17 protein-coding genes and 1 tRNA gene are annotated in these 23,386 nt (G+C 43.1%); 9 read left to right on the forward strand and 9 right to left on the reverse strand.

What is annotated here, in order from left to right; all coding sequences use genetic code 11:
- Positions 1 to 36: 36 nt before the first annotated feature.
- The gene (locus tag EH243_RS06255) at positions 37 to 915 is read right to left on the reverse strand and encodes a LysR family transcriptional regulator (RefSeq protein ID WP_126157783.1); all 879 of its coding nucleotides are present in this window, start codon (positions 913 to 915) and stop codon (positions 37 to 39) included.
- A 157-nt stretch (positions 916 to 1,072) separates the two neighbouring features.
- Here EH243_RS06255 and EH243_RS06260 point away from each other — a divergent pair, with 157 nt between their 5' ends.
- Positions 1,073 to 1,846, forward strand: a complete 774-nt coding sequence (locus EH243_RS06260; protein ID WP_126157784.1) for a ferredoxin--NADP reductase — start codon at positions 1,073 to 1,075, stop codon at positions 1,844 to 1,846.
- A gap of 240 nt (positions 1,847 to 2,086) precedes the next feature.
- Positions 2,087 to 2,173: transfer RNA gene (locus EH243_RS06265), tRNA-Leu, on the forward strand.
- A gap of 850 nt (positions 2,174 to 3,023) precedes the next feature.
- Here EH243_RS06265 and EH243_RS06270 read toward each other — a convergent pair.
- From EH243_RS06270 to hsdR, 3 genes are all read right to left on the reverse strand, one after another.
- Positions 3,024 to 4,772: a restriction endonuclease subunit S gene (locus EH243_RS06270; protein WP_206441533.1), complete on the reverse strand. Its 1,749-nt coding sequence runs from the start codon at positions 4,770 to 4,772 to the stop codon at positions 3,024 to 3,026.
- A 2-nt stretch (positions 4,773 to 4,774) separates the two neighbouring features.
- A complete protein-coding gene (locus tag EH243_RS06275; RefSeq protein WP_126157786.1) occupies positions 4,775 to 6,253 on the reverse strand; it encodes a type I restriction-modification system subunit M in 1,479 nt (492 codons plus the stop codon).
- 89 nt (positions 6,254 to 6,342) lie between these two features.
- Positions 6,343 to 8,775, reverse strand: a complete 2,433-nt coding sequence (gene hsdR, locus EH243_RS06280) for an EcoAI/FtnUII family type I restriction enzme subunit R (protein ID WP_126157787.1) — start codon at positions 8,773 to 8,775, stop codon at positions 6,343 to 6,345.
- 911 nt (positions 8,776 to 9,686) lie between these two features.
- On the opposite strand from hsdR, the gene EH243_RS06285 reads away from it, so the two are divergent.
- From EH243_RS06285 to folD, 3 genes are all read left to right on the forward strand, one after another.
- On the forward strand, positions 9,687 to 10,181 hold the full coding sequence (locus tag EH243_RS06285) for a hypothetical protein (protein WP_126157788.1): 495 nt from the start codon (positions 9,687 to 9,689) through the stop codon (positions 10,179 to 10,181).
- A gap of 164 nt (positions 10,182 to 10,345) precedes the next feature.
- Positions 10,346 to 10,636: a hypothetical protein gene (locus EH243_RS06290; protein ID WP_164549057.1), complete on the forward strand. Its 291-nt coding sequence runs from the start codon at positions 10,346 to 10,348 to the stop codon at positions 10,634 to 10,636.
- 1,084 nt (positions 10,637 to 11,720) lie between these two features.
- A complete protein-coding gene (folD, locus tag EH243_RS06295; RefSeq protein WP_206441535.1) occupies positions 11,721 to 12,614 on the forward strand; it encodes a bifunctional methylenetetrahydrofolate dehydrogenase/methenyltetrahydrofolate cyclohydrolase FolD in 894 nt (297 codons plus the stop codon).
- 147 nt (positions 12,615 to 12,761) lie between these two features.
- On the opposite strand, the gene purU is transcribed toward folD, so the two are convergent.
- Positions 12,762 to 13,637, reverse strand: coding sequence for a formyltetrahydrofolate deformylase (purU, locus tag EH243_RS06300; RefSeq protein WP_126157791.1), 876 nt, complete (start codon positions 13,635 to 13,637; stop codon positions 12,762 to 12,764).
- Between the two features lie 496 nt (positions 13,638 to 14,133).
- On the opposite strand from purU, the gene EH243_RS06305 reads away from it, so the two are divergent.
- The gene (locus EH243_RS06305; protein WP_126157792.1) at positions 14,134 to 14,847 is read left to right on the forward strand and encodes a TetR/AcrR family transcriptional regulator; all 714 of its coding nucleotides are present in this window, start codon (positions 14,134 to 14,136) and stop codon (positions 14,845 to 14,847) included.
- Positions 14,848 to 15,004: 157 nt separating this feature from the next.
- Here the strand turns inward: EH243_RS06305 and EH243_RS06310 are convergent, their stop codons facing one another.
- The 4 genes from EH243_RS06310 to EH243_RS06325 are packed head-to-tail and all read right to left on the reverse strand — an operon-like array spanning position 15,005 to position 20,158.
- Positions 15,005 to 15,574 (reverse strand): sarcosine oxidase subunit gamma, encoded by a 570-nt coding sequence (locus tag EH243_RS06310; protein WP_126157793.1) that lies wholly within the window; start codon positions 15,572 to 15,574, stop codon positions 15,005 to 15,007.
- Positions 15,567 to 18,569, reverse strand: coding sequence for a sarcosine oxidase subunit alpha family protein (locus EH243_RS06315; protein WP_126157794.1), 3,003 nt, complete (start codon positions 18,567 to 18,569; stop codon positions 15,567 to 15,569). The genes EH243_RS06310 and EH243_RS06315 overlap by 8 nt, the downstream gene beginning before the upstream one ends.
- Entirely contained in the window at positions 18,566 to 18,880 is a 315-nt protein-coding gene (locus EH243_RS06320) for a sarcosine oxidase subunit delta (protein WP_126157795.1), read from the reverse strand. The genes EH243_RS06315 and EH243_RS06320 overlap by 4 nt, the downstream gene beginning before the upstream one ends.
- A gap of 27 nt (positions 18,881 to 18,907) precedes the next feature.
- Entirely contained in the window at positions 18,908 to 20,158 is a 1,251-nt protein-coding gene (locus EH243_RS06325) for a sarcosine oxidase subunit beta family protein (RefSeq protein WP_126157796.1), read from the reverse strand.
- A 266-nt stretch (positions 20,159 to 20,424) separates the two neighbouring features.
- On the opposite strand from EH243_RS06325, the gene dctP reads away from it, so the two are divergent.
- The 3 genes from dctP to EH243_RS06340 all read left to right on the forward strand — a co-directional run bounded on the left by dctP (position 20,425) and on the right by EH243_RS06340 (position 23,356).
- Entirely contained in the window at positions 20,425 to 21,420 is a 996-nt protein-coding gene (dctP, locus tag EH243_RS06330; RefSeq protein WP_241235006.1) for a TRAP transporter substrate-binding protein DctP, read from the forward strand.
- Positions 21,421 to 21,560: 140 nt separating this feature from the next.
- On the forward strand, positions 21,561 to 22,064 hold the full coding sequence (locus EH243_RS06335) for a TRAP transporter small permease (protein WP_126157797.1): 504 nt from the start codon (positions 21,561 to 21,563) through the stop codon (positions 22,062 to 22,064).
- A gap of 2 nt (positions 22,065 to 22,066) precedes the next feature.
- The gene (locus EH243_RS06340; RefSeq protein ID WP_241235007.1) at positions 22,067 to 23,356 is read left to right on the forward strand and encodes a TRAP transporter large permease; all 1,290 of its coding nucleotides are present in this window, start codon (positions 22,067 to 22,069) and stop codon (positions 23,354 to 23,356) included.
- The last annotated feature ends 30 nt before the right edge of the window (positions 23,357 to 23,386 follow it).

Below are 23,386 nucleotides of genomic sequence, written 5' to 3' on the forward strand. Positions count from 1 at the left end.
AAACGCCGCTCCATCAGCAGGCCCGTTAAACGACCATTAGGCTTGATGACACAACTCGATCCAGCGTTCGATACCCGCGCTGCGATACTTATGCCGGTTAATCACTAAATATAACTGGCGACTAAAATCACGCCCCGCCACACGCAAAGGGACTAATGTGCCCAGCTCAAAGGATTCCTGCAGGGCGATACGGGATAAACAGCCGATCCCTAACCCCTGCGTCACCGCCTGTTTAATACCCTCAACGTGTTCCAACTCTAACAGCACATTGAGATTAGGCAACAACCCATGCAACGCCCAATCAAATGCCTGACGGGTGCCTGAACCCTGCTCCCGCAGCACCCAGCGAGCGGCCAACAAATCCGTATCACTCAGCTGATGCTTACTCGCGAGAGGATGATCCGGAGCACAGAACACCTCTAGCCGATCGGTCAACCAAGGGGTCACTTCTAGATCAGGATGCTGCACCTCGCCTTCCACGAGACCGATATCCAGCTCAAAGTTCACCAACCGAGCAGCAATCACTGACGTATTAGCGACCTGCAGATCCAACTTTGCCCTGGGCTGTTCATTGAGGTACCGGGCCATCAAACCCACCGCTAAATAATTACCGATGGTCATGGTGGCACCGATTTTCAGCTGCCCAACCGCCTCATGCTGCGTCATATCCTGTTGTAAACTTCGCGCCTGCTCTAACAAAGCCTCTGCGCGCGGCCTAAGCAGCCGCCCCAATTCATTAATTTTCAACCGCTTACCAATACGATCAAACAACTGAATATCGAATTGTGACTCTAGATCACGCAGCGCACCGCTCGCCGCCGACTGTGACATCGACAAGCTCTCCGCAGCACGGGAGATGTTGTCGAAATGCGCCACCGCCATAAACACCTCTAATTGCCGTAAGGTATATTTCATAACCAGTTTTTCCGATAAGTATTATCACAATAAGCGTCTTTAACAATATAGCAGATCGGCCTAATATGCACTTAAGAGATAAGTAACTAGATTTTTATAACTTACTTACACAAATTAAGCATCAATCACTATCAACTCACCTATATGAGGTAGTTCCATGTCAAACATCGGTCGCGAAGAAGTTCTCAGCGTACATCACTGGAACGATACCCTGTTCAGCTTTACCACTAGCCGAGATCCCGGTTTTCGTTTTAAAAACGGCCACTTCACCATGATTGGCCTAGAGCACGAAGGTCGCCCACTCATGCGTGCCTACAGTATCGCCAGTGCCAACCATGAAGATACACTCGAATTCTTCAGTATTAAGGTACAAGACGGTCCGCTCACTTCCAAATTACAACGCATTCAAGTCGGCGATCAGATTCTGATCAGTCGCAAACCCACTGGCACGCTGATCAACGATAACCTGTTACCAGGTAAGCATCTTTATCTGATCAGCACCGGTACCGGCCTTGCACCCTTTATGAGCATCATTAAAGATCCGGAAATTTACGAGCAATACGATCAGGTCATCCTCACCCATGGTGTGCGTGAACTGTCAGAGCTAGCCTACGCCGATGTGATCCAAGACCATCTGCCGAGCAACGAATACTTTGGCGATATGATCAGCGACAAACTGCTGTATTACCCGACCGTCACCCGAGAGCGCTTCCGTAATCAGGGACGACTGACCGATCTGATCGCCACAGGCAAGCTGACGAAGGATCTTGGCCTACCGGACCTCAATACGGATGATGATCGTTTTATGATCTGCGGTAGCCCTAGCATGATCAAAGACACCACCAATATCCTCGATAGCATGGGCTTTACCGAAGCCCGTAACGGGAAGAGTGGCCATTACGTCATCGAACGCGCCTTCGTAGAGCGTTAGTAAAATGGTCATGAGATAAATGATTTTAAATAAATTTCATGAATCTCATTGACCAAATCAAAACGAGACGTATAATACGCTCCACGTTTGGGCCAGTGTGATGGAATTGGTAGACATAGGGGATTCAAAATTCAACCCCTCTAGCAAAAAAACTGCTGCAACAATTTGATTTTTATAGTAAATTGTTAAGTTCAAGCGTTAAAAATGGCATGTAGAGCCATGTAGAGTTTAAGTGTCTGCGCCAGTGTGATGGAATTGGTAGACATAGGGGATTCAAAATCCCCCGCCCTTAAAAGCGTGCCGGTTCGAGTCCGGCCACTGGTACCACTTAACTCATTGATTCAAAACTACTAAATAGATAACCGAGTGCTGACTTAGCCCTCGGTTTTTTTATGTCTACAGAAAAATCCATGTAGAGTTTGCATGAAAAATAAGCCATGAAAACACCCTCTTCTGTGTAGTTTTTCAAGTAGAGCGCTCAGTTCTTACTTCGATAAAATATCGTTATTCAGACTCGCCATCACCGACGCCAACAACCGCTATCCGACATTAAATACCTTTTTCACACCCAACGGATATGACAGACGATAGCCACCAAATATAGCGGGCACTTTTTCTATTCAGAACTAGCCAAGTTTCAGGTCAAACACCCAAGACATTCGAAGCTCATGGTGCCCTATAGAAAGCCTGAAATAGCGTGCGACCTACTCAGCAGAGAACAGTCAAATACAGCATCGAAAATCAATCATTCTAAAGATGGTGACAGAAAGTGACGTGCTGTCTTTTCTATGACCATGGCGAACATTGTTTTTTAATTTCTTATCTACGTGACAGCCCTTCACCGTGATCAATTAACACTCTACATGTGTACACATGTAGAGTGTTTTTCAACATCGTTACCGATGTTAAATAACATCAAAGTTGTATCGGCGTGTAAAGCCTGACGAACAGGTGAAAACCGTATCCGACAGCCATATCGCAAAACAGAAGCAAGATCGTTTACAGGGGCAATAGAATCAATCCACTCGCCCCTACAAAAGAGCACCCATAACCACTTAAACGGTCATTCGTTACCGATAAACCAAAGCACGCTCATCGACAGTCACAACAAACCCTCGACCTTTCAGCGACTGTCACTGTTCGTGATAACTGAGCCAAGGCGGCCCGTATGCTATGGCTATGCCTCTATCGCACTATCCACTAGCGCATCGGCCAGATGCAATTGGGTTTGCTGGGCTTGCTGTAGGCGGGTTTTCAGTTGGTCACAAAGGGCCATCAGTTGATCGACTTTGGCGACGATACGGTGTTGTTCAGCAACCGGAGGTAATAACAACGGCATTTTATTCAAGATACCATGATTCAAATTTACCATCGTCGTACCAATTGATTTACCTCCCAAATATTCCTTAATCCATGAAGTTCTAAAAAGGAGAAGTATGTAAGGTCTAGAAATAGTCTCACTAAACCGTAAAACAAAACTACCAGTTCCACATAACCAGAGATGTTCACGTTCAGTTACTAATGCGCACCGCCCCATTTCGCCACGCCTTGCCATAACAATATCCCCTTTCTTAATTTTATATGAATCAAGTTCTTGGGCTTTTTCTTTAGTCACAGAGATAGATGAATCTTCATATATTTTTGAATCAACCATATGAGATGGATTTATTAAAGGCACACCTCCATCTATATATTCTCTTTTATTTATCATGGAACCAAATGGGCCAGTAGCCACCTCATTCGATAATAATGAGAAACGCACCCACTCCCACCCTTCCGGCAGCGGAAACGGCTTCTCATCCTCACCAATCGGCGGCAGTGGTTTCTGTTTTTTTATCTTTTTATCTTTGATCAACTGCGCTTTTTCGGCGGCGATTTTTTCCAGCAGCACGGCGGCGGGTTCGTCGTTGGGGTCTTGGGGGACGAGTTTACCCATCACCGCCAGTTGCAGGACGGTTTGTTTCAGCTGGTCGATGCTCTGTTCGGTGGTGAACAGGGTGTCGAAGTGGCCTGCAAGGCGAGTCCAGTTCTGTTCCAGCTCCGCGGCATCGGCGCTGTTGGTCAGGGTTGCTAGTAGGGTTTCCACCAGCGTGGCGTGGGCCTCGATACTGGTTTCCGTTTGCTGTTCCAGTTGATCGCATAGCGCCATTAGCTCATCGACTTTCGCCACGATACGGTGTTGTTCGGATAGAGGAGCTAACGGAACAGGTAGAGATTCCCATTTACCTTTATTAATAATTGCAATCGTAGTACTAGAAGAAAGCGCCCAAGCGGCTCTCTGAAAGTAATTTGCAGATAATGTATTGAATAGGAATGCCGTAATATCAACGAAAGGGGTTATTGAGTTAATTTGCTGATTAAAGGTACAAGGTCTATCGATATAATAGCATTTACCGATAGTACCTATACATACCATCAGAATGGAGCCCTCAGGAGCAGTCCGACCTAAAGCGGTCTCTCCTGCATGAGAAAGTCCTTCATTATCGTACTTAATACCACTTACTTGAATGTCCGCAGGTTTTATAAACGGAATATCGACTCCAAAATATTCAGAGTGATTCTTCTTAGGTGTTCCACCCGTTTGGGTATACCCGACGGCACCAAGTCTCGCCCATTCCCATCCAACTGGAAGTGTAAACGGCTTTTCATCCTCACCAATCTCCGGCAATGCCTTAGGCTTCTTTATCTTTTTCTCTTTTACCAACTGCGCTTTTTCAGCGGCAATCCGTTCCAGTAATACCGAGGCAGGTTCATCGTTGGGATCTTGCGGCACCAGCTTGCCGCGCACCGCCAATTCCAGAATCAACTCCCGCAGTTTCTTGATGCCATATAGATCGAGCTTTTTACTGCTGCCCCGCCCCACTGAGGAGCGGGTTTTAATGGCCGAGGTCCAGATATCAATATTGTCGGTAATGATACTGCTCATGCTCACGCCCCCTTACCAAGGGCATCAGCCAGAATCGCTTTAAGCTGATTACGCAGTTCGCCGATCGCTTGTTGCTGTGTGGTGAAATCGGTCAGCAGTTGGTCAGGGTCGTGAATAATCTGTTCACCGACATGGGGGTTTTTAATATCGAGGTTAAAGTTGCGGGCGATCACCTCGTCGATACTCACCTTCCACGCCTGTTCGTTTTCGACCCGTGCAGCAAAACCATCGGCCTCATCGCCCCACCAGTCGATCTCGGTCTGGAACTCTTCAAAACGCATCGGTTTGGTTTTGTTGTAGTTCTTTACGCCTTCTGGGTACGGGTGTTCATAGAACCAGATATCTTGAGTGGGCTGGCCCTTGGTAAAGAACAGGATATTGGTTTTGATACCGGTATAGGGGTTAAACACACCGTTAGGCAGACGCACAATGGTGTGCAGATTACACTCTTCGGTGAGTAGTTTTTTGATCTTGGTTTTCACCCCTTCGCCAAACAGGGTGCCGTCGGGCAGTACTACCGCTGCGCGTCCGCCTTGGCCATTTTCCCCGCCTGCCAAGACCTCGATAATCAACTGTAAAAACAGATCGGCGGTTTCGCGGGTTTGCAGTTCGGCGGGGAAGTTTTTCTCGATACCATCCTCTTCTGTGCCACCAAAAGGTGGGTTGGTGACGATCACATCGATCGCTTCATCCCAGCTAGAGAGCGGTTTATTGAGGGTGTTGCCGTGTCTCACTTGCACCGGCACCTCGATGCCATGCAGTAGCATATTGGTGGTACACAGCAGATGGGGCAGCTGCTTTTTCTCCACCCCGTGAATCTGTTGTTGCAGGGTTTGGTGGTCGGCGGCGGTATGGACGTACCGCTCTTTCACATGATCGAAGGCGCAGGCTAAAAATCCACCGGTGCCACAGGCCGGGTCCATAATACTTTCCCCCAGCTTAGGGTCGATACGGTTGACCATAAAACGGGTGACGGCGCGGGGGGTATAGAACTCACCGGCGTTACCAGCGCTTTGCAGATCACGCAGAATCTGTTCGTAAATATCGCCGAATAGATGACGTTCGCTGGAATCGGTAAAATCGATCTCGTTAAGCTTGTTGATCACTTGGCGCAGCAGGGTGCCGTTTTTCATGTAGTTAAAGGCATCGCTAAACGCCTCTTTCACCACAAAACCCCGTGGGTTCAGATCCACTGGCGCGGCAAGGTTTTTCAGATCACCAAACAGGTCATCATTAACAAAATCGAGCAGTTCATCACCGGTGATCCCCTGATCATCCGCCGCCCAGTTACGCCATAGGTATTTTTCAGGAATAGGAAAACGGTAGTTATCCATTTCCATCTCTAGCTCTTCTTCCTGAGCATCGAACACTTTGAGAAATAGCATCCATGAAAGCTGGCCTAAACGCTGGGCATCGCCATCAACGCCGGCATCTTTACGCATAATGTCTTGAATAGATTTAATAGCAGAACTGATCGACATAATTCTCTCTTAGAAAGCTTTCTTTTAAATAATCAGGCTTCAATCACCCACATCGCCTGATGGCTGCCACGGGGGATAAAAAACAGGTGTTAAGCGGAACGGGGTTCTGGGCTATAGATCTCGGCCTCTAACTCACTCACCGCATCGAGATAGGTTTGTTTGTTACCAAAGCCTTTTTTAACGATCTCGATAGGCCGCCCGAGCTGATCAAAGGGCTTCACCTTGAGCACATGGATGTTTTCAATCTCCTGCACCCCTTCGTCAGCGTATTTCTCTAACAGGCTGCTGAGCACGGTCTGAGCGGTATCGCTGTACTTAGTGAAATAGTTACGCTTTTTGACGTTATCGGCCCGCTCTTGACGGGTAAGCGGCGGCTGATCATAGACCACATGACAGATAAGATCGAATGGATCGAGATCTTTACCGACCTCTTGCGCTAACACCTCCCAGAGAATACCTTCATCGGCCAGTTCGTCGATGATGACCTGCTTACGTTCCGCGGCGTTCCAGCGTTTGGTAAATTCATCCAGCGAGGTGAACTGTTTAGCCATCGCTTTACGGGTGTAATCTTTAAAGGATTCGGTAACTAATTTGCCATCGGTGTCGTAATATTGCACCCGCTCGGCAATCGCTTTTACCTTGACGCCATTGACGTAATATTTGCTGACTTTGGATTCACCCTCATCCCATTCACCATCGCCATGATTACCATCCCCGATAACAGGATCATAAACACCAGACGGCTCACCCACACCTTCGTCCCCATCGACGGCGCTATCGGTATGTTCCGTATCAGCCCCGTTAATAATGTCATCTAATTCAGCACCGCCCTCAATGATATCATCGGGATTGGCGATCATTATCCGCTCGGGGACACCGTCGAATCGTTCATCGGCAAACAGCTCGGTGGCTTTCTTAAAATCGAGGATGGTAAACCACAGTTTGTTATAACGATCATCAATACGGGTGCCACGCCCAATAATCTGCTTAAACTTGGTCATGGATTGAATCGTTTGATCCAATACCACCAGCTTGCAGGTTTTGGCATCGACACCGGTACTCATTAGCTCAGAGGTGGTGGCGATCACTGGGTAGGGCTTTTTAGGATTAATAAAGTTATCCAACTGCGCCTTACCGATCTCATCATCACCGGTGATCTTCATCACGTACTTTTCGTTTTTGGCGACCTGTTCAGGATTCAGATTCACCAATGCACGACGCATACGGTCGGCGTGGTCGATGTCATTACAGAAGACAATGGTTTTCGCCATGGGATCGGTGCGCTGTAGGTAGCTGGTGATCGTTTTCGCCACCAGCTCGGTACGTTCATCGATCACCAGTGTGCGATCAAAATCTTTCTGGTTGTAGATTCTATCTTCCAGCAGCTCACCTTTTTTATCCACCTGCCCTTTGGTGGGCCGCCACCCTTGCAGGTCAATATCGATATCCACCCGCACCACTTTGTAGGGGGCCAGAAAACCATCTTCGATGCCCTGCTTAAGGGAATAGGTATACACCGGCTCACCAAAATAATCGGTGTTAGAGACCTCTTCCGTTTCCTTCGGTGTCGCGGTTAGCCCCACTTGGGTGGCACTGCTGAAGTATTCCAGAATCTCGCGCCATGCACTGTCATCCGCTGCACTACCACGATGGCACTCGTCGATGATAATAAGGTCAAAGAAATCGGGATCAACCTGCTTATAGGCTTTCTGTGATTCTTCTGGGCCGGTGAGCGCTTGATACAACGCAAGGTGAATTTCATAGGCTGGATCAACCGTACGGCCAGTGATCTTAGTCATCGCTTGACCGAAGGGCTGAAAATCATTGATACGGGTCTGATCGACCAGAATGTTGCGATCGGCCAAAAACAAAATACGCTTCTTATGTTTAGCCTTCCATAAGCGCCAGATGATCTGAAACGCGGTATAGGTTTTACCGGTGCCGGTAGCCATCACCAACAATATTCGATTTTGGCCGAGGGATATTGCTTCTAGGGTTTTGTTAACCGCTTGCAACTGATAATAACGGGGTGATTTTCCGCTGCCATCATCATGGTAGTCTTGGGTAATAATCGGTAACTGAGCGGCCGTAAAACCGCGCCACTCGCAGAACTTCTGCCAAAGTTGAGCCGGTGTCGGAAAATCATCTAGGCTGATCTCGGCTTCCAGCGCTTCGGGGTTAGTCTTATCGTGAAAGACAAAACCGTCACCGTTGCTGGCAAACACAAAAGGCACTTCCAGCAGAGCGGCATAACCTAGCCCTTGCTGCATCCCTTTGCCGATCTCATGCTTATTGGCTTTGGCTTCAATCACCGCCAAAGGCAGGCCCTGCTTGTGATAGAGCACAATATCAGCTGACTTGACTTTCTTACGCGCCGCGGTCTGACCACGCACAATAACCTTACCATCACGCAGCTTCACCTCTTGGCGAATCTGGCTCATATCATCCCAACCTGCCGCCTTGACCGCTGGAAGGATAAACTTACTGATGATATCCGTTTCGCTAAGTTTCTTTTTGTCCATGCCCAACGTCCTGTTTGCCCACGACACGTTTATTCGATGAATAAATATAACACCGCTTGAAGCCAATCTAAATTGCACAACAGTAAATAGAGCTGCCGCTATTGATAACAAGTAAATTGGAACAGCAATAAATGGGCTTGAGTGGAATTAGTCAGCAACCCAGCGACGGGTTTCACTCAAGCTCATAAAAACAATATGGCTGGGGTTTGCGCGTTAAAAATTAGCGCGAACAGCTTGCTGACCATCCGGGCAGTAAGTGGTGAGCATGACAATAATAACGCCGATATTATTGCCACCAACAGGCATACTTGCACCCAACCGCTCTAACCATACTTGCCATGGCAAGTATGGGGGTGTTCGACGGGTACCGGCGACGGAATCCCCCGTAGCGACGAAGGAGCGAAGAGGGGTGAGAACCCCCGCCCTGAATGAAAATGGATGCGGAAAGGGTCAAGCTGGAACGCAAAAAATCACGCTTTTTGTGATTTTTGAGTAGAGCTTGACGCTTGGAGCAGCCATTGGAATGGCGGGCGCAGCTCACAGAGCTGCTAGTTGGGTGCAACAAACATACAAAATTGACAGCTTAACCAGAAGATAGCTAATGCAAAAAAGACAGTGGCTAAGCTTAGCACTCGTTCATAATGCGGCTTCCACTACCCATTGATCAGGCATTATCTACGCATGGTCAAAATAGCTTAAATAATCGCAATATTTGAGTTTATTTGCATATTAGACGCTAACACACCAATAGCACTCAGATGTACTGAAATCAGCATTTTTTTGATGTTTTAGCGACACACTCAAAGTGACCAATCCAGCTAAAAAATAAACACAACCTTTTGAAAATTAAGCACTATACTAATTTTTAACGACAAGGATGTCGCCAAAAAACAATGATATGGAGTGTCATCATGAATGAAAAAACAAAGGAAGAATACAGAAGACTAGCAAAGCATTTTTATACCAAGCACGGAATAGTGAAGCCTACGGCTAAGACCGTTTACGATGCGCTAAAGGTCTGCGCAACCGACTACCGTCCGGATTATTGGAGGCGCTTACGCGCGGCTCTGTCCCTCGTTGCAAAAGAGAACGGCTTTTACAAAGCAGCCGATAAGATTCGAGCAACCATTAACCCCATCACTGCCGACCGCAACAAACGCAGCCAAATAAAGCCTAAGCAAAAAAGACAGAAAACCGTTAATACCGCCGATGAAAAGCAACTTCTGGATTACTTAGTTAAGCAAAAAGAAAAGACGGTTTTTGCCGGAGTGTCACTTGTTAGCCACTTGGGTTGTCGACCCGCTGAACTCAGAAATCTTCAGTTCATTGGAAGCTGCTACATAGCCATACCTTCCGCTAAAAAGACCGTGATGGCACAAGGGGGCTTGATCGTATCCTTGAAATAGAAGACAGCTCTATGTTTAACAGTCTAAAAGAATGTCATGAGATGTTAATAACCGCGCCTTATGTGGATCCTGTCCGCTATGTGCAAAGACGGTTAGAGACGTTAACCCAGCGACTATGGCCAAAACGGAAAGTACACCCTTCACTATATTCATGGCGCCATCAAATGGGCGCTGATTTGAAAGCCAGTGATATGCCTCCCGAAGCAATTGCAGTAATAATGGGTCATCAATCAGTCAGTAGCGTTGAAGTTTATGGAAACCCTCGTAGCGCTCAGCATGCACGTTACTATCTGAAACCAGACCGTAAAACGGTTCAACAAGTAGAAAAACGCAACAAACACCGTCTGGCGAAACATAAAAATGAGCCAATCACGCTCAACAATATAAGCCGATGGATCAAGCAAAACTATCATGCCGCAAGGGGACGACCACAGTCTGACATAGAGCCGCATTGATAAAGATTCGCTGTTCGAGAAGGTCTAAATTTAAGTCGTGATAGGCAGGTTCTCAGGGTGTCTCTTCGATAAATACAATGATTCGGTCGTGCAAAACGATCTTGCGCATCGATTACGAAGAGATTCTACTTTTGAGCACCGTTATTTACCGGGGGAGGGTTACCCTAGTTTCTGCTGCCTCAGAAGGCAAAGCCAACGACTGAGCAGCAGAATCTAAAAAACATCCCCATAGATTAGAAATAGCCCTCAATGGGTGTTGAATGTGCGACGACTTTAACCTTACAGTTACTCACATATCCTGTGGATAACTATGTGAGGACTCTCTGGACTTCTCTGTTATAGCCTTGCGGTATAGTCGCTATAAGGGACTGGATGAAATCCAACCAATTCGGCTCACCATCTACTCAATACCCCCTACTTTTAGTACCTGCTAAACAGTGAGGGTTACCCTATGTAGACTTCTTTAAGCTCGGCGCCCTAAATATTAACTGCCTAAGAATAAGGGCCTGCCCGTATTCCTTAACACATAGATAAATACCAATTAACATCATACATTTTTATTAAATTACAGTGTAATTTAACATCAACCTTTCCAAATAACACGGCATTATCGATAATATAAAATTGACACAAAAAACAATTTTTTTATATTAAATAATACCTATAAAATAAATTAAAATAAGACTATTTTTAATAAAAAATGCAAACATATAAACAATGTCATGAGTAAATACTACAGATAATTTATGGAATATAAATACCATATAGAATACAAATAATAAACACAAAATCACCACAAAAAATATATACAATATTAAACTCTTAAAATCCATCAACATAAAAAAATCTACAACGCCTCGCAAAAAAAATAAGGCCGTATAAAGTCAAGGCCGTCATGCCTTCACATTTAAAAATAAAAAATTAATTAATATATCCTCATTTCATCATCGTCGCTATAGCTAAAAAAAAGTCGCTTTAGAAAAAACAAAAACACCTCAATCAGGTAAAATTAAAACATCAAAAACAGTCCATCCAGTGTAACAAACCGGTGCTTATCATCACTTAAAAAGGGATTAAAATAATAATGACTAATATTATCGACGGCAAATCAATAGCTGCCAAATTAAGATCAAGAATCGCAAATGAAGTAGAATCGCTTAAACAACAAGGGATTCATCCAGGATTGGCTGTAATTTTAGTAGGAGATGATCCCGCAAGCCAAGTTTACGTACGCAGTAAAGGGAAGCAGACTAAAGAAGCGGGAATGAATTCATTTGAATATCGCCTAGCTGATAATACTCCTCAAGAAGCATTATTAGAATTAATCAGCAAACTAAATCAAGATAATTCCGTTAATGGAATACTCGTACAACTCCCATTGCCAAGGCACATTGACGAAGAAGCGATCATCAATGCGATTGCGCCGCAAAAAGATGTTGACGGATTCCACCCTATCAATATAGGACTTTTGTCTACAGGTGGCAAAGCAACGATTCCATGCACACCGCTAGGCTGCCTAATGATGTTGAAAGATCAATTGGGGGATCTTAGTGGGCTCAAAGCGGTGGTTCTTGGCAGATCAAATATAGTAGGAAAACCAATGGCTTCACTCCTCATTAAGGAAAACTGCACAGTCACAATAGCTCATTCTAAAACAACGTGTATTGAAGACGAATGTCGTCAAGCTGATATTTTAATTGCAGCAGTAGGCAAGCCTGAACTAGTTAAGGAAAACTGGATAAAACCAGGAGCCACTATTATTGATGTAGGTATAAATCGTATAAAAGATACTGAAAATAATTCAAAACTAGTGGGCGATGTCGATTTTATAAACGTCTCAAAAAAATCTGGTGCAATCACTCCCGTGCCTGGGGGTGTTGGACCGATGACTATTGCTTGCTTACTTTTAAATACACTTACCATTACCTTACGTCAAAACAACCTTTCTATACCAAAATGGATCATTAACCAAGAGTAAAACGTCATTCCATACCTGTGCCGATCAATAAAAAATAATCGGCACGTTCAACAATACAATTTAACCTCCACAAAAACGCATAGAGCCAATATACTTAAAATATAAAAAAGCCAGACATAGTCTGGCTGATTTTTAAAAACATTAAGTTTATCGCAAAACTACTGTTTTATTACCCTCAAGAAATACTCTTTGTTCGATATGTAATTTTACAGCCTTCGCCAATGCTCTAGTTTCAGTATCTCGTCCAACGGCTACTAACTCTTCCGCATAAAGAGAATGATCAACTTCTTGTACTGACTGAGTAATAATTGGCCCTTCATCGAGATCCGCTGTCACATAGTGTGCGGTAGCACCAATCAGTTTCACTCCGCGATCAAAGGCTTGATGATAAGGTTTTGCACCTTTAAATCCTGGCAAGAAGGAGTGATGGATATTAATAGCCCGTCCCCTAAGCTCCTTACACAAATTATCAGTCAATACTTGCATATAACGAGCTAACACTACAAGATCCGTTTCCGTTTCTTTAACAATATCAAGTAACTTATTTTCCTGATCAACCTTATTTTCTGGACTCACAGGCAAGTAGATGAACCGAATACCTTCTCGTTCCACCATTGGCCGCAAATCAAGGTGATTTGAAACCACAGCGGTAATATCCATATTAAATTCACCTTTATGGTAACGATACAGTAAATCATCTAAACAATGATCAAACTTCGACACCATAATTAGAACTTTAGATGGAATGTTAGAGTCACGCATTTTCCAACTCAAACTAAACTTTTCGGCAACTTCGGAGAAACCATCAACCAAATTATCAAAATTATACTTCGAATCAGGCATTATATTGAAAACAATACGCATAAATAAACGACCAACACTCTGGTCGTCAAATTGAGCTGATTCAACAATGTCGCATCCTCTCTCTGCCAAATATGTACTGACTCCGGCAACAACACCTGGAGCTGTAGGACAATTAATAGTCAATGTATAACGAGTAGAGTGTTTTTTATTAATTTTCATGATCATCAAAACCCAAATTCAGCACTAAGAAAAAGCTTTTAGTTTAATATAAATAAACTCATAAAATCAGCATAAATATTCACGAACCAACCAATCAGGTTAAACTTATACTGACAATTAAATTGTCATTACATTCAACTAATGTTATTTAATTAAAGCATTAATAGAAAGAAAATACTTTATTATTACCGGCAATGATTTAACAGAAACGACCTAATAAAATAGAAACACAACAAAATAAAAGCAAATATTAATAGTTCATATTTCAACAATAACAGTCTGTTTAAAAATGCACATAAACGACATTGATTTTTTAAAAAATTCAGACTACTTAAAAACTAGAAATACTTCTCAAAAAAAATATAACCTAACTAGGCTATTCTACGTTACTACTAGCGATCACTATTCATCCTATGCACTGTTTTAATCCACACTTACATTGACAGAGACAAGTCAGTCATGCAAAAATTAAGCTAAATGACTTAGAACACTATCAATGACAACTATTGTGTACACCGAGCAAAGCGAAATTAGCAGAAAACGCATCATGATGGCGGCTTTGGATCTATTTGCCGAGAGTGAGCTAGATGCAGTTTCGATGAGAATGATTAATAGGGCTGCTGGATACCGTAATAATTCAGCACTTCACTATCATTTTGGCAGCAAACAAGGCCTTTTTGAATCTCTGGTCACCTTTATTCAGGAATGGTTTAACCGTGCTCGAGAAAAAGCACTAAAAAGTGCGGAAGCTAAAGCTGAATTATCCGGTAGTGTTGATGCACATGATATAGTAGAAGCCTTTATCACCCCTTACATTAGACTACTAGAAGAAGAGGAATGGGGGTATCCTGCCATTCGATTTTTAGCTCGAATGGAATTCGACGGTGCATCCGAATCTTATGCATACCTTATTCGTTTAGCCGAAAGCCAATCGCTTAGATTTCAGGCTCTTTTAGCCGTATGCCTACCGCACATACCGGAAAAGATACGTCATCAAAGGTTTAATTTTTTCATCACCAGTGTGATGCAAGGTTTAGCTGAATATAAAAATTTGAATCGTACATATATGAATGATATTGACGCGGCAAGTTACAGAGAATACGCGGAGATTATAATAGATTACTCTGCAGCTGGATTAGAAGCACCTTTGCAAAAACAATCCAATGAAAGTGTCATTGACTTACCTGTAAAAAACAATCTGTCATATTAAAAACAGCTAAATCTATAATCAAATAAAAATATTATTCAGCATATACCTTTATTTAATCAATACTCACATCCCACCTAAACTTCCTATATTTAAATTACAGACTCCATATAGAGTCTGTAATTAACTTTACTATCAACTATCCATAATACTTTTCATTTTACAATTCCAAAGCAGCATCTTTGAGCCGTTCCCAGAAAAATGTAGCTTGTGATCGATCAACATAAAATTCAAACATTGATTCTTCCAAACGGACAATCATTACTGCGATGCCGACCATTCTAGTAATAACACAATGATCTATTGGAAATGATGTCAACTCCAGATTCAAAGTACATATTTTACTGAGTAATTGCTCAACTTTATCACCGGAAATGGCATATACAGCTCGACTATCTGTAATCATAGTCGCAAGTGCAGCTCGCCCCACTGTGATAGGTTGCAGTTTTTTTAGAACTTCAACCTCTTGTCCTTCAGTCGTTACAAATAACCATTCATTCGGCGTTAGCCAAAGACATCGTAGCTCATTTGTAACCGCTGTTTCACTAGGCCCAGGAAGGTTGACAATTTCAGTTCCTACGAACTCCTTAAATACTCGATCATTTCCAGGGCCTTGCAGCCGAACCATCCCAAAAGAACTGACCGGATTAATACGAATTCCACTGATATTCACCTCTTCATGTCCTAGAGATGTACTATTCAAGGTTGTCTGCAATGCTAACTTATCCATTCAATCTCTCCCCTTTACTATCAAAATGAGAAGGCTGAACCAATTTGACTGCTATAGTCTTGCCATTTGAATAAACAAATGTCTCCTCCCCAGCCCTTGCGGAGGCCCCTTCAACCAACCCAAGCCCTATGCACTTATCTAGATTAGGACTGTAATATGACGAAGTAACATAGCCCATTGTTTTCACCGGAATAATAGGATTAGCTGAGTTAACAAAATGTCCACCGACAGGTAATGAATCACTTGGGTTGACTACCTCAATACCCACAAATTGAAAGCGATCATCTCTTGTATCATTAGGTCGACTTAACGATCGCCGCCCAATGAAGTCGACTTCTTTCTTAGCGATAGCTCGACCCCACCCAAGATCTAGCGGGTTGGTCGTTCCATCGGTATCAACGCCAATATGTAAATACCCTTTTTCTGTTCTCAATACCAATAAAGATTCAATGCCATAGGGCGTGATACCATAGGCTTCTCCTGCTTTATAAATAGCCTCCCATAAGCCTTGCCCATAACGTGCTGGAACGCTTATTTCGTATGAGATCTCTCCTGTAAAGCTTGCCCTTAGCACCCGAGCATCAACACCATTAACAGTACCTATCCGAACTTGCATATGCGGAAAGCTTTCACGACTAAAATCGATATCTGATGCCAATAACGCCACAACATCTCGAGCTTTTGGACCACTAACCGTCACATTTGCCCACTGCGTAGTCGCATTACAAATAACGACTTGCAAGTTAGGCCATTCACATTGCAGCCATTCCTCCATCCACAGGCTTATACGTGAAGCCCCAGAGCTTGTTGTATGTAATAAAAAATGATCATCGGACAATCGAACAAATACACCGTCATCCATGACGACACCGTTCTCATTACACATCAGGCCATAACGAGCAAAGCCAGTTTTTAAGCTCTCAACATTATTGACATAAATTCGATTCAAGAATGCAGCAGCATCAGGTCCTTTAACCTCAATTTTACCCAGCGGTGAACCATCAAACATTCCAACGCTATGGCGCACGGCCAAAACCTCTCGACGAATAGCATCCTCTTCTGCTTCCCCTGACTGTAAGTAATATTCAGGTCGTTGCCATCCGCCCATATCTTCCATATGTGCGCCATTGGCAACATGCCACTGATGGGCTGGCATTTCGAGCCGAGGCGAATAGTTTTCCCTAATATCACGTCCCGCAAATGCTCCAATAGTGACCGGGTGATATGGCGGGCGAAACTTAGTTGTACCAACCTGTTCTATTTTCTTACCGCACAGCTCAGCCATAACAGCGAGTGCGTTAACATTACTCGTCTTACCTTGGTCAACGCTCATCCCATTCGTGGTAAAACGTTTAACATGTTCGATAGAAAGAAAGTTCTCTCGATTCGCGAGCTCAATATCTGACACTTTCACATCATATTGAAAATCCAGCCATTGCTTTTCTGAATTCTCATTTTTGGTATACCAATAAGCTTCACTTGGTTCTTCTGCGAACTCATCACACGCACTAATATTCAACTCTGGATTAACTGTAGTACCTAATGTCTTAGGTACTACATGTAATCCATCCGTTAAGCACTCTTCAAGATGAAACCGTCCATTAGCTGCCCCTATAACCGATATATTCTGATCGCACCGATTAGGAACAAAACACTTAAGCTCATCATTAAAACTTAATTGCCCTCCGGCCTGAGAATAGAGGTGAATGGTTGGCGTCCAACCAGCAGACATCGCCACTAAATCACACTCAATAGTTTTAATGGTTTTACCTAAGTGACCGTCACCATTATGTGCAGCAATAGATACGGCTTTTACCTTTCTGCGTCCGTGCACCTTACGAATCATGGTTCCCGCATACAGCGGAATGCCCATTTCTTTAATTTTGGACTGAAAAGGGCCATTAACACTGGCACGCGTATCAATTAAGGCTGCAACATCGACCCCCGCATTGGCCATATCAAACGCGACGCGATACGCATTATCATTATTACAAACAACAACTGCACGCTGTCCTGCTTTGACGCCATAACGATTCAAATAACACTGAACACCGGATGCCAGCATAATTCCAGGGCGATCGTTATTAGGAAATACCAAGGGGCGCTCAATGGCACCTGTAGCTAATACAACATGTTCGGCCCTAATACGTAATAACCGTTCTCTAATTTTCTTATTCTCATTAGAGCGCCCTAAATGATTTGTAACTCGTTGAGAGCCTACTAAGAAATTCTGATCGTAGTAACCACTAATCATCGTCCTTGATAACATGGTTACGTTAGGCGCCGCTTGTAACTGAGATAAAGTATTCTCAACCCATTCAAGACCACTTTGGCTTCCGATACTTCTATTTTCACCCAAAAGACTACCGCCGAATTCTTCTTGGGCATCGACTAGTAAAACTTTTTTATCGGTATGAGCAAGCGCTAACGTTGCAGCTAAGCCTGACGCACCCCCGCCACAGATAAGCACATCACAGTGTATATTTTGTTTTTCATAATGCTGTTTATCAGGAAGCTCAGGCAACTTACCAAGGCCCGCCATTTTTCGAACAAGCCCCTCATAGAAATGCCAGCTTGGCCACATCATTGACTTATAATAAAAAGAGGCAGGAAACATTCGGTGAAATAAACTCAACACGCTAAATACGTCACGGTTGACATTAGGCCATGAGTTCTGTCCCTTAGCATTCAGCCCTTCGTATAGAGGAATGAGCGTGGCACGCGCATTGGGCTCATCGTATCCCGAACCTGACTCTAGTTGAATCAACGCATTTGATTCTTCAATACCGGCACTCATAAGCCCTCTAGGACGGTGCAATTTAAAGCTTCGTCCAACAACCGTTACATCATTCGCTAACAGGGCTGAAGCTAGAGTATCCCCTTCACAGCCCACATATGTTTTACCATCAAATTTAAATGATATCGGTTTAGCAGGATTGACTCGGTGAGCGTTAGTGACACGATCGAGTGGATTAATTTGCTTAGATAGGTTCATGCCTCTACCTCCTTCACGACATTTTCAACGTTCATTCCATTAAAAGAAGGAAAGCTTCCCATCGGGTATATTTCAATAATTTCATGAGACACGGTATGACGTGCCATATTGAACCATTGCCGACATCCATAGGTATGACGCCAGCGCTCTAAAAGAATGCCTTTAGTGTTAACCTTGTTAAATAGATAATGACTCCATTCATCATCACTCAAGTTCGCAGGGTTTTCTGGCCGCGTAACATGAGCTTCGCCACCACAATCAAATTCTTCTTCATCACGGATACCACAGAATGGGCAATTAATTCTTAACATTTTTTATTCTCCTATAGTCCGTAGCCGTTAGTGTGCTACACCGGCGGCTGCCCCTTCATCAATAAGCGATCCTTTTGCGAATCTATCTATTGAGAACGGTTTTATTAACTCATGTGGTTGATCATGGGCAATGGTATAGGCAAGAGTGTCTCCGCCCGCAGGGATAGCCTTAAAGCCCCCTGTCCCCCAACCACCGCTGATATACAAACCTGTTACTGAGGTCTTACCAATGATCGGGCTAGAATCAGGTGTTATATCTACAATGCCAGCCCACTGGCGCATTAGCTTAAGACGGCTAAAACTCGGGTATAGCCCTAGAGTCGCAGTAACCGTTTCTTCTAATACCGGCAGATTTCCACGCTGACCATATGATGGATAACGATCTGCACCTCCACCAATGAGAATTTCACCTCGGTCTGACTGACTAACATAGGCATGAACTAATGGAGAGACAACCACACCTTCTAAACATGGCTTAATGGGTTCACTAACCATTGCCTGCAAAGGCTGACTTACAATAGGAACAGAAAAACCAGCCATTTCAGCAAGTACACTAGTATGTCCAGCAACAGCAAAGGCAACTTTATCAGCCCGAATAAACCCTTGATTAGTAGATACACCCGAAACACTATTACCTGAAATTTGAATATCAGTGACTTCACAGTTTTGGATAATATCCACACCGAGACTGTCTGCTGCACGCGCATAGCCCCAGGCAACAGCATCATGCCGCGCAACACCGCCCCGTCGCTGTATATAACCTCCCCATATAGGGAAGCGAGCATTTTTTGAGATATCTAAGAGGGGATTCTGTTTCTCTATTTCTGCACAGCTGAGCATTTCAGCATCTACGCCCTGTAACTGTAGTGAGTTAGACCAGCGTTCTAGCATTTCCATATCATGACGACTATGCGCTAGAACGGTCATTCCGCCTTGACTCAACATCACATTATAATTGAGCTCACTTGATAAATTTTCATAGAGCTTCAAAGAGTGATCAAAAAAGTTTGTGCTTTCAGGATAGAAGTAATTCGAACGAACAACCGTTGTATTACGACCTGTATTGCCGCCACCAATCCAGCCTTTTTCAAGCACAGCAACATTTTTTACACCATATTTACTGGCCAGGTAATACGCAGTCGCCAACCCCTGTCCACCTCCGCCAACAATAACAACATCATATGTTTTTTTAGGCTCTGGGCTTCGCCATTGAGGTGACCAGTTTTTATGGCCTTTTAGAGAGTGTTTGGCCAACTGCAGTAATGAAAACTTATCCATATGGCTTACCTATTTATTATTCAGTCTCAGCTACTAACTGCTATGAGCAGTCTTGATATTTTTACAATCAAAAATAAAAACCAGCCTCAATTAAGTCATACAGCTTACATATAAGTCAATAAGCTTAATGCCAAAAAAAATCATATTAATCCTGTTGACTTACAGATAATCCGTATGGCTTAATCGAATAGCAACAATTTTCCGGTGCTTCAGTATTTCAAATCAATGCTGACTGGGAGCTCAATAAATACAAAGAGGAGTGACCTATGAATATAAAAAAAATTCTTCAAGGAACAATAGTTGCAGGTTCTATGCTGCTAAGCATGACGACGATGGCTGCATCATTGAAGATAGCAACAGACTCTGGAGCAAAAGGCTCGCCTGCAGGTAATGCCATAGAGTATTGGGCAGAGCTTATCAATAAGGAAAGCAACGGTGATTTACATGTAGATGTCTTTTACCAAAACCAGCTGGGTGGTCAGCAAGAGGTGTTCGACCTTCTTGTCGCTGGAGAAGTTGATCTTATGCTCAACTGGCCAATGACTTCATATGATAAGCGTCTTTCCGTTTTATACACGCCATATATGTTTTTCAATTGGGATGAAGCATTAACAGCTTATGGTCAGGGGGGGTGGGCCAATAACATGCTGAACGGAATCTACAATGATCAAGGCCTAAAGTTTCTAGGAGCTTGGCCTGAAGGCTTCGTTGGCGTTGCCACCCGAGGATCATATGCTAAAAATATAGCTGAAGCTGAAAACCTAAAAGTAAGAACCCCACCTTCATTTCCCTTCCCTCAAACACTGCAAGCACTAGGTTATCAAGCAACAGCCATTGACTGGGGTGAAGTATTCACCTCAATTCAAACAGGTGTTGTCGATGGCGATGCAGGCAATGTCATCTACTTCGATTATGAATATTTTCGTGATGTCTTAGATTATTACGTACGTACTAAACATCTGTTCAGTACCGGCGCATTAACAATGAATAGCGAGTCATTTGAAAAGCTTACAGATGAACAACAAGAAATTGTGAGAAGTTCAGCTCAAAAAGTCATGGAAAAACAGTTTCAAGATGGTAAAGCATTCGATGCATTATACGTACAAAAATCAAAAGAATCGGGCATGGAATACATTGAACCACCTGAATCCACAATCCACGACTACGCTACAGTAGTACGTGAAAAAGTATGGCCTTTAATGGAAGAAGCTGTCGGAAAAGAAATCATGGACACCATCAAAGAAAATGCCACAGCGTTATAATTAGGAGTTAAATTAAATACGCCCTTTGAGCTTTCATTGGGCGAACAAACCATATACATAAACTCTATAGCACGATTTTTAATAGTAAAAAATCATTTCCACAGTTAATAAGAATTCAAATTATCAAAACTGGGCCAAAAATGAGTACCTTAACAAAACAAATAGACGTCATATTCGAGAAGTTATTAATCTTGATAGCAGTGATCAGCACGTTGACTGTTGCTGGATTAATGATATTCATAGTCTTTTCACGCTATGTAATGGGCTGGTCTATAATTGGCCTTCATGAAGTGATACTCATGTCAGCAATGTGGCTATACATGAGCGGTTCGATGATTGCCAGTAGACGTAATGAGCACCTTACAGTAGATCTTTTATATCAAAAAATAAAATCACCTTTCTGGCAAGTTATTCATTTTAGACTGGTATCTTTAATTACAATAATAACTTGTATTTTCTTTATGACCTGGGCATATAAGTTATTAGGATGGGCAATAAAAAGACCTCAAAGCACTCCTGGCTTAAATTTACCCTTAATTATTCCTCAAGCAGCTATTATTGCTGCCAGCGTCTTTTGCTTTATATATGGCGTTCGCGATTTCTTACGAGGATCCCCATATAACAACAATCATAAGGAATTATAATAATGGCTATTTTGGCAATATTTATTCTTATAATATTAATGATTTTAGGCGTCCCAATAGTTTGGTCTTTTGCCGCTGTATTAGCATATTTAACTTTCGTTTTCGATTCAAACCTTACTACGTTATTACTTCAAGGATTTCGTTCACTAAACTCTGTCATTTTATTAGCACTTCCTCTGTTTATATTTGCAGGTTATCTAATGCAGGTTGGTGGAATTGCATCTCGGCTTGTTAATTTCATTGAGGTTCTAGTCACCGGTCGCAAAGGCGGTCTAGGCGCCTCAATGATTTTTACCTCCAGTATTTTTGGCGCTATTTCTGGTACATCGACTGCCGCAGTTGCAGCCATTGGCACAATAATGATCGACCCGCTTGCTAAAAGAGGCTATCCCAGAGGTTATTCTAGTGCTCTCTTGGGCATTTCATCTTTGCTCGGCATACTGATACCCCCTTCAGTTACGTTAATCCTCTTCGGTGTCGTCACACGTCAATCAATAACAGCATTGTTTGCAGCAACACTAGGCCCAGCACTACTGTTAATTATTGGCTTAGTCATATTCAATCGTTTAAGTATAGGCCGCACATTCAACGAAACATCTCCACCAGATGTATCTGCTAATAAAAACCTCCTCAAGAAAAACTTCTTATCCGCCATGCCAGCATTATCAATGCCTTTAATTATTCTTGGAGGAATTTATGGTGGAATTTTCACGCCAACTGAAGCTGCAGCTGTCGCTGTTTTAGTCGCTATAATTGTTGGATTCTTTTTTTATAAAGAGTTAACTCTATTTAAACTTAAAGAAAGCATAATCGCCTCTGCAGAAACGACAGGTACTATTATTTTAATCTTACTATTTTCGTTTATGATAGGAAGAATTCTCGTTTCTGAACGCGTACCCCAAGAGTTAAGTGACTTCATAATATCATTAATACAGAATAAAATTATGATCCTTATCATCATTAATTTAGTTCTTATTGCAGCAGGGGCAATAATGGACGATGTTTCTGTTACTGTAGTGCTGGCGCCTTTATTTATGCCTTTAATGATAAAAATAGGAATCGATCCTGTTCATTATGCATCGATTGTTGCTTGCTCCGTTGTCATTGGAGCCAATAGTCCACCCGTTGCACCCATTTTATATATGGCCTGTAAAATCGGGAAGGTTTCAATTCATGAAGCGATATTACCCGCTCTTAGCTTGATTGCTTTTGTTGCTATCCCTGTAATGTTAGTGACGACATTTATACCAGAGTTATCGTTATTCATTCCTAGAATTTTAGGATTTATGTAATCATTCGAAAACTTATCGCTCTAAATAAGG

It is taken from the genome of Amphritea opalescens (genome assembly GCF_003957515.1).
GTDB lineage: Bacteria > Pseudomonadota > Gammaproteobacteria > Pseudomonadales > Balneatricaceae > Amphritea > Amphritea opalescens.